At 51.9% G+C, this 5,855-nt stretch carries 6 protein-coding genes; 3 read left to right on the forward strand and 3 right to left on the reverse strand.

Features of this window, described 5'->3' with window-relative positions:
- The first annotated feature begins 200 nt into the window (after positions 1 to 200).
- Positions 201 to 590: a hypothetical protein gene (locus tag Q0294_RS09915; protein ID WP_299464158.1), complete on the forward strand. Its 390-nt coding sequence runs from the start codon at positions 201 to 203 to the stop codon at positions 588 to 590.
- Between the two features lie 87 nt (positions 591 to 677).
- Positions 678 to 1,778 carry a hypothetical protein gene (locus Q0294_RS09920; RefSeq protein WP_299464161.1) on the forward strand — a complete coding sequence of 367 codons (1,101 nt, stop codon included), beginning with the start codon at positions 678 to 680 and terminating at the stop codon, positions 1,776 to 1,778.
- Between the two features lie 60 nt (positions 1,779 to 1,838).
- Here Q0294_RS09920 and Q0294_RS09925 read toward each other — a convergent pair whose 3' ends face one another.
- The 3 genes from Q0294_RS09925 to Q0294_RS09935 all read right to left on the reverse strand — a co-directional run bounded on the left by Q0294_RS09925 (position 1,839) and on the right by Q0294_RS09935 (position 4,009).
- The gene (locus tag Q0294_RS09925; protein ID WP_299464164.1) at positions 1,839 to 2,198 is read right to left on the reverse strand and encodes a hypothetical protein; all 360 of its coding nucleotides are present in this window, start codon (positions 2,196 to 2,198) and stop codon (positions 1,839 to 1,841) included.
- Positions 2,199 to 2,210: 12 nt separating this feature from the next.
- Positions 2,211 to 3,116 carry a DUF58 domain-containing protein gene (locus tag Q0294_RS09930; RefSeq protein WP_299464167.1) on the reverse strand — a complete coding sequence of 302 codons (906 nt, stop codon included), beginning with the start codon at positions 3,114 to 3,116 and terminating at the stop codon, positions 2,211 to 2,213.
- A gap of 191 nt (positions 3,117 to 3,307) precedes the next feature.
- Positions 3,308 to 4,009: a DUF1080 domain-containing protein gene (locus Q0294_RS09935; RefSeq protein ID WP_299464170.1), complete on the reverse strand. Its 702-nt coding sequence runs from the start codon at positions 4,007 to 4,009 to the stop codon at positions 3,308 to 3,310.
- A 280-nt stretch (positions 4,010 to 4,289) separates the two neighbouring features.
- On the opposite strand from Q0294_RS09935, the gene Q0294_RS09940 reads away from it, so the two are divergent.
- A complete protein-coding gene (locus Q0294_RS09940) occupies positions 4,290 to 5,765 on the forward strand; it encodes a sulfatase (RefSeq protein WP_299464173.1) in 1,476 nt (491 codons plus the stop codon).
- Positions 5,766 to 5,855 lie beyond the last annotated feature (90 nt).

Consider the following 5,855-nt stretch of genomic DNA (forward strand, 5'->3'; position numbering starts at 1 on the left):
CGATAACCCGTTCATTCAGAATAATCGATAAAGTTTCCCGTCAGAGATAGCCGATCATCCTTAGGTACAGGCGATTGTACGACAGATGGTGCAAGTCATCATCGGAACTGTTGTGACCAAGGATGGTCACATTCAAAAAGGGGGGGGAACTGCAGATGCGCGCAGCTTTTGTCTGCATAGTCTTGATTCAGTTGATAATAGTGAGCTCAGGCTGCCAGTGCTTTAAGGCCAGCAATCTCTATTATAATCTGATCGATGATGTCAGTGACACACAGGTCTATGCAGACCGATTCTATTATCCGACTTTGGACCTGACGCGTATTGGCAAACCCGATTGGTGCCGCTCTCCAATTAACCGCTGGTGGTGTAAGTGCTGCAATGACTGCCGCCCCCATTACATCAGCGCGACACCAATTACCGACTACAGCAGTCAGCACTCTCAGAGCAGCGAAGCTCATGATGACCTGATTCCTCTTCCCGAACCTTCGACTTTTGTGCCGCCAGACCCGTTTCCGAATGAAACGAAAATTGAGCCGACTCTGGAGGAAGGCCCCACTCTGGCCCCCTCCGCAAGTCAGCCACCAAATTAGATACCAACGCAGACAGCACAGGCACATTACCAAGACAACACCAGTTGATAGCGGAAAGAAACAGGTTCTCACATGATGAAAATGGATATGAGACAATTTATTCAGCGACTGACGATCCTGATGATTACTGTCACCAGCACCATTACCGTTCCTGTTTTAACGGCATCAGCACAAGAAGCACAAATCAATGAGCGCGATGGCCAGAGCCCGGCCCTGACGAAGTCGGCTGCCGATCAGTATCTTTTGAAAGACACCGATCGGCAGCTGACAGAATTTCAACAGGAACAAACACCTGCCGACCAGGAAATAAAAGTTCCGAATGAAGAAGACCTCATTACTTTGCTCACCAAAGGATCATCGACCCGTTTTGCCAGGAAATCATCTCTGGCGCAACTGCCCCTGGATAAACTCACGCCTGCGAATCGAACCAATGCCGAATTCGTACTCAAAGACCTCAGCATGTATCGGGTTCTGCCGAAGATTCAATTCGACGTCAATCATTCCGCATATGCCTTTTTTATCGCACATCCCGATGTGGTCGTCAGCATCTGGCGTGAAATGAAACTTTCCGAGTTCCAGATGTGGCAGACCGGTCCTTACTCATACGAAGTGGATGCGGGTGACGGCACTGTCGGAACCTTAGAAGTCATCCATCAGACTCCGAAAGAGACGATCGTGCTCTGCTCGGGCGTCTATAAAAGTCCGCTGATTGCCAAACCGATCACCGCCAAAGCGCTGCTTTACCTGGAAACAGAATACTTTCCCGGTAGCGATCAAAAACTGGATTCCGTTTCGCATCAGGTGACCATGTTTGTCTCGTTTCCTTCCCAGACCGTGGAAATGGCAGCAAAAATTCTGGCTCCGGTCAGCAATGTGATTCTCGATCGCAATTTTAAAGAAGTCTCGATCTTCATGCACATGATGTCACTCGCGATGGAGCGTCAGCCCGGCTGGGTCGAACGCATCTCCAATCAGCTGGAAGGCGTGCTGCCTGTCCGAAAACCTCAACTGTTAAAGGTGGCCGCCCGCGTTTACATCGATGCACAGCGCAGAAACAATGCCGAACCCCATCGACTGCAACCGCCTCAACCGATTGATGTCATCACGCAAGCGGCCGACAAAGCACCGCGCAAACTGCCCACGGATCTTCAGGTACAGCCGGTGAGTCGCGGTCAAAGCCCGATGTAAGCCGCACTCATCCTGTCTGTTCCGAATCGGCCACAGTCAGGATGAAATGCTTTGCTGTCGCTAACGTCGCGATGAGCGTTTCCTGTCGCGAGGCCGCAGGAAAAAACCGATCACAGCCAGTACCACAATCATTGGGATGGCAATTTTAGGGCGGATTGCCACGCCAACAACAGCGCCAATCAACCCCACGAAAACCCAGGGGGACACATTCGCCCAGGCGGCATCGCGTTTTCTGGTTGGCAATGCCAGCCAGAACGCAAACATCAGCAGCCCCACGCGCATGAACGCACCTGTGGCCGCCACTTTCTGAGCGAACTGTTCGACGGTCACGAACAGATGCAGACAACCGGCGGTGATCAGACAGGCAACAGAGATCAGACCGACCAGCGTGCGATTAATGGGGATTTTTTCGCCTGACATGATTTTAATCAATCACTTTCGTCCGGGTCGCGTTCGCTGATTCAGAAAGGCACCCAGTGCCAGATGATAAGGATCGGTCGTTCGAAATTTGAGGTAATCCACGTTCACGGACCCGCATAACCGGGTCAGAGTCTCGCAGAATTCCTGATACTGTTCCAGATAGCGGGCCCGTAACTGGTGAGGATCGACCAGTTGATGATGGCCGCTGCGTTCCAGACTGCGAAACTGCGTCGGCTTGCTGAAGGGAAACTCTTCTTCCTCAGGTGCCACCACTTGAAACACCAGCACCTCATGGCGATCGTGCCGCAACTGCTTTAACGTCGTGGCGAGGGCCGCCGGTTCATCAAAACAATCGGAGATCAACACCACCAGACTGCGGCGTTTGAGCAATGGCTGGATCTGATTCAAAACGGTGGAAATCGCCGTCTCTTTCCGCGGCTTGGACTGCTCCAGAATTTCCAGCATCTGTCCGAAGTTTTTCGGGTTCGCGGAAGGCTGAATAAAATCACGCTGCGCGGTATCAAAGGTGATCAAACCCGTGGCGTCCCGCTGACTCAATAACAGGTAACCCAGCGCCGCCGCCAGTTGACGTGCATATTCGAACTTGCTTAACGTCTTGCCGGCATACGCCATGCTCCCGGAACAGTCGAGCAGGAGATAACACCGCAGGTTGGTCTCTTCTTCAAATTCCTTGACGTAATATTTTCCCGTTTTGCCGTAGGCCCGCCAGTCGATGTGTCGAATTTCATCGCCGGGGTAATATTGCCGATGCTCCACAAACTCGACACTGGCCCCTTTGTAAGGACTTTTGTGCTGACCCATCATAAAACCTTCAACGATCAGCCGCGTGACCACTTCCAGCTTGCCAAAGCGGGCCAGCGCGGTCGGGTCAGTCAGTGGTGCATCCGATGAGAGCATCTCATGACGTTTCGTTGAAAAATGATGGTGATTCCAGAGCGCGCCCCATTTAACCAGAGCGTCTTCCGACTTAGTATACTTGATCCAAAGGACCCTGGAAACGCCGCCGTGAACCTGGCTACGGGTAAAACAGAAAGCGCAGAGAGCAGACTCTCTACGCTTTCATATATACTGTCTGATCTTGATGGTAACTATTCAAGCTCTTTAATAAATACATTTCGGAAATAAAGCGTATTTCCGTGGTTCTGCAGTTCAATCTGTCCGGTTTCGTAAATTGGTTTATCGCGTTCCCAGTAATTTTCCAGTGTCACGTTGTCTGTCACCAGCGTGTCATTCAACCAGATCGTCACTTTGTCGCCGATCATTTTGATCCGGAACGTATTCCACTCACCCACGGGATTGTCGGCTGTGACCAGAGGTTTACTCGGATTTTTCTGATTATTGTACAAGCCGCCGGAACCGACGCCGTTGGCTGCCTTCACCGCGGGATCCCAGATCTGAACCTGTGGCGATCCACGCAGATAGATGCCACTGTCTCCGTCTTTCTTGATTTTCCAGTCGACCAGCATTTCAAAGTTTTTGTAATCTTTCGCGGTGCACAGGCTTTTGCCTTTCCCGTCAAACACGATGATTCCATCCACGATTTCCCAGTGATCGCGCATCTCCTGGTCTGCTTTTTCCTGCTCTTCGGCCAGTTTTTCGGGGCTCATTGTGGCTCGGGTCTTGGGGCTGCCCACGAGACCTTTCCAGCCTGTCAAATCTTTTCCATTGAACAGCGCCTTAAATCCTTCAGGAGGCTGATTCAACTTGCCTTCTTCGGCGGCTGCAAAATTCAAAGTAGAAATCGCCATCACCAGCGCTAACATCGTTGCTGCACGTTTCAAAGTTGTCATAGTCATTGCTTTCATTTTGATATCAGTATAGAGGCTCCCTGTCAGCCAACTTTTCGGCTCAGACAGGCAGAGCGGAACTCAGCAGGAATTACTTAATTATCGAAAGGAATCCCCCGCACATCAAGCCAGACCTCACTGTTTTCGCACCTTTCACATAAACTCCCCGCTTTCCCATTTGCCGATTTGCGATTGCCCGCCGTGCCGATTAGAATAAATCTCAAGCCATGCGATGAAACATGCATCCGATTCCCGCCTTTACTTCCTATGAGAAAGCAACACCATGCATCGATGTCTCTCCGGAATGCTCTGTCTGCTGCTGTTGTTCGTTTCCGTCGAACCAGCGTCTGCTGCGCCCCCACAGAAAAATGTGCTGGTGATCGTTGTCGATGACCAGGGTTTTCAGGCCGGCTGTTACGGCAACAAAGTCATCAAAACGCCCGGCATCGACATGCTGGCGGAATCGGGAACCCGCTTCACGCGTGCGCATTGCACCACCGCCAGTTGTTCTGCCAGCCGTTCGGTGATCATGACGGGCCTGTATAATCACGCCACCGGTCATTACGGGCACGCGCACAGCTACAATCACTTCAGCACGTATGCCACGGTCAAATCGCTGCCGATCCTCCTGGAAGAAGCCGGTTATCGCACCTGTTCCATCGGCAAATATCATCTGGCTCCCGAATACGTGTACCAGTTTCAGGAATACCGCAACAAAGGCGTGCAGGGAAACCGGAACTCGGCTGTGATGGCGGCCAACGCGAAAGAGTGGATCACCGAAAAAGACGATCGGCCGTTTTTCCTGTATTACTGCAGCAGCGATCCCCATCGGGGCGGCGGACCCGACGGTTATTCCAACTTCAACGCCGACCCCGATCACTACCCGGGCGTGACGCCGATTACCTACAAACCGGAACAGATCCAGGTTCCCCCCTGGCTGCCCAATCATCAGGAAGTCAAAGAGGAACTGGCGGAATACTATCAGGCCATCTCCCGTCTCGACCAGGGCGTGGTCTCATTGATCAACACGCTGAAAGAAACAGGCCACTGGGAAGATACACTCGTGATGTTCCTCAGCGATAACGGCCCTCCGTTCCCCGGCGCGAAAACCAATCTTTATCAACCGGGCATGAACCTGCCTTTAATCGTCCGCGATCCCGGCCAGAAAAAACAGGGCATTACCACCGACGCACTGGTCACCTGGGCCGACCTGACGCCCACGATTCTGGACTACTGTAATGTGACCCCGAAACCAGTGCCTGCCTTGCGGACCGTGGAAAACAATGGCAAACGCGTAGAGGGAAAAGGCAAAGCGGTGCCTTACCAATTCCACGGACGCTCTTTCCTGAGTGCGCTCGACAAAGATCACGCGCCTGAGTTCGATGAAAGTTACGCGTCGCACACGTTTCATGAAATCACGATGTACTACCCGATGCGGGTCATCTTAAGTGGGAAATATAAATACATTTTCAACATCGCCCACGAACTGCCTTACCCGTTCGCGTCCGATTTATATCGGTCTCCCACCTGGCAGGGCGTGTTGAAGCGGGGAGATAAAATGTTCGGGCAGAGAACCGTTTATTCTTATCTGCATCGACCGAAACACGAACTGTATGACATCGTCGCCGATCCTTACGAAGCGACGAATCTGGCGTTTGAGCCGGAACACCAGGAAACCCTCACAAAAATGCAGGAAAAGCTGAAAGCCTGGCAGCAAAAGACCAAAGATCCCTGGTTCCTGAAGTGGGAATATGAATGATTACCCCGAGATTGAGGCCTGAATTCACGTTCTTGCCACTCAATTCAGGGAATTTACCCAAAGTAACTCGACGAAAGCCGGGGGCCTGAC

The organism is uncultured Gimesia sp., from assembly GCF_937919775.1.
GTDB lineage: Bacteria > Planctomycetota > Planctomycetia > Planctomycetales > Planctomycetaceae > Gimesia.

Coding starts and splice junctions, on each gene's coding strand:
- Q0294_RS09920 (WP_299464161.1), top strand. CDS start 678: ATGAGACAATTTATTCAGCGACTGACGATCCTGATGATTACTGTCACC.
- Q0294_RS09925 (WP_299464164.1), bottom strand. CDS start 2,198: ATGTCAGGCGAAAAAATCCCCATTAATCGCACGCTGGTCGGTCTGATC.
- Q0294_RS09930 (WP_299464167.1), bottom strand. CDS start 3,116: ATGCTCTCATCGGATGCACCACTGACTGACCCGACCGCGCTGGCCCGC.
- Q0294_RS09935 (WP_299464170.1), bottom strand. CDS start 4,009: ATGACAACTTTGAAACGTGCAGCAACGATGTTAGCGCTGGTGATGGCG.
- Q0294_RS09940 (WP_299464173.1), top strand. CDS start 4,290: ATGCATCGATGTCTCTCCGGAATGCTCTGTCTGCTGCTGTTGTTCGTT.